2 protein-coding genes are annotated in these 1,357 nt (G+C 78.0%); both read left to right on the top strand.

The window, feature by feature from the left end; translation table 11 throughout:
• Window positions 1-40: 40 nt before the first annotated feature.
• On the top strand, window positions 41-916 hold the full coding sequence (locus ACWEO5_RS38480; protein ID WP_452166706.1) for a hypothetical protein: 876 nt from the start codon (window positions 41-43) through the stop codon (window positions 914-916).
• 171 nt (window positions 917-1,087) lie between these two features.
• A complete protein-coding gene (locus tag ACWEO5_RS38485; RefSeq protein WP_344551982.1) occupies window positions 1,088-1,231 on the top strand; it encodes a hypothetical protein in 144 nt (47 codons plus the stop codon).
• The last annotated feature ends 126 nt before the right edge of the window (window positions 1,232-1,357 follow it).

Raw genomic sequence — 1,357 nt, forward strand, 5'->3', positions numbered from 1 at the left:
GCTAGATCCAGCGGCGGGCGCCGAGAAGCTTCCCCACGCGATGTGGCCGAAAACTGGGCTGCGGCTGGCCGACGGCGTCCGCCGCGGCCTGGCCGACCCGCACCCGGCCGGTGCGTGGGAGGAGGTGGCCGCCCGGATGGTCGACGCCCAGGCGTCCGGTCTGGCGTCCCGGGTCCGGGTGCTCGCCGAGGCGCCGCCGGACGAACTGCTGGAGGAGTACGCGATGCTGCACCTGCTGGCCGGCGCCTACGGCCGGATCGACACCCTGCCCGAGGCCCTGGCCGCGACCGTCCGGGCCAGGGTCGGTTTCACCACCGAGGCCGCCGAACTGCTGGCCGGCCCGACCGTCCGGGACCGCTGGCACGTCCTGGGCAGCCGGGACACCGCCGACGAGCGGCTGACCACCCGCCGGGTGTGGCTGCGCGGCGCGAAGACCGGCCGGCCCGCCCTGCTGCTCGCCTTCGGCCGCCCCGGCCAGGCGCCGGACCTCGCCCTGCCCACCGGCCGCCTGCTGGAGGCCGACCTGGCCTACCACCCGGGCGCCCGCCCGCTGCGGGCCGTCCTCGGCACCCGCTACGGCGCCCCCGAGCCGGCCCCGGCCGCCGCCCCCGCGGGCCTGACGCCCGCCGCGGCGCTCGCCGAGTACGGCGCCGCCGTCGCCGAGGACCCGTGGCTGGACGGCTGGCCGACCGTCCTGGCCGACGTGGTGCCGGTCCGCACCCCGGACGGCTGGCGGCTCACCGACGGCGCGCACAGCCTGCCGGTGCGCCGCGGCGCCCTGCCCGAACCGGCCCTGTGGCGGCTCGCCGCGGTCTCCGCCGGGCACCCCGTGACCCTGTTCGGCGAGTGCGGCCACCGCGGTTTCGCGCCCGTCACCGCCTGGGACGCCGACCACCGGCCCGTCCCGCTCGGCTGACCCGCCCGCCGACCCGGCGCGTCCGACCCGGCGTCGACCCCGTGCGGCGCCGGGCACCGCACCGTCCGCCGCACCGCTCTCGTTGACACCCGCCGCACCCGCCGTCCGCACCACCCGACGGAACGGGACGCTCCCCGGCGCCCCTGACGAACCGTCGACCGGAGGAAACCGATGACCCGCACCCGCAGCACCCGGCAGCGCGCCGCCGTCCGGCGCATCACCCTGCACCACGCCGCCCGCCGGGCCGCCCTCGCCAGCGGCTGGGGCCGCCGCCACCGCACCGCCGCCCAGCGGCCGATCGGAGACCGGGCATGACCGCGCCCACGCTCGCCCAGGCCGACGACCGGGCCGACGACTGGGCCGACAGATCGGAAGAGAACACCTCTGAACTCAACTCACTACCGTAGCAAACGCGTATGGGGTTGTCTTGTTGTGTTGTGT

This window comes from Kitasatospora sp. NPDC004272, assembly GCF_053603035.1.

Bases quoted from the DNA above. Each gene is read 5' to 3' on its own strand.
- ACWEO5_RS38480 (WP_452166706.1), top strand. From the start codon at position 41: ATGTGGCCGAAAACTGGGCTGCGGCTGGCCGACGGCGTCCGCCGCGGC.
- ACWEO5_RS38485 (WP_344551982.1), top strand. From the start codon at position 1,088: ATGACCCGCACCCGCAGCACCCGGCAGCGCGCCGCCGTCCGGCGCATC.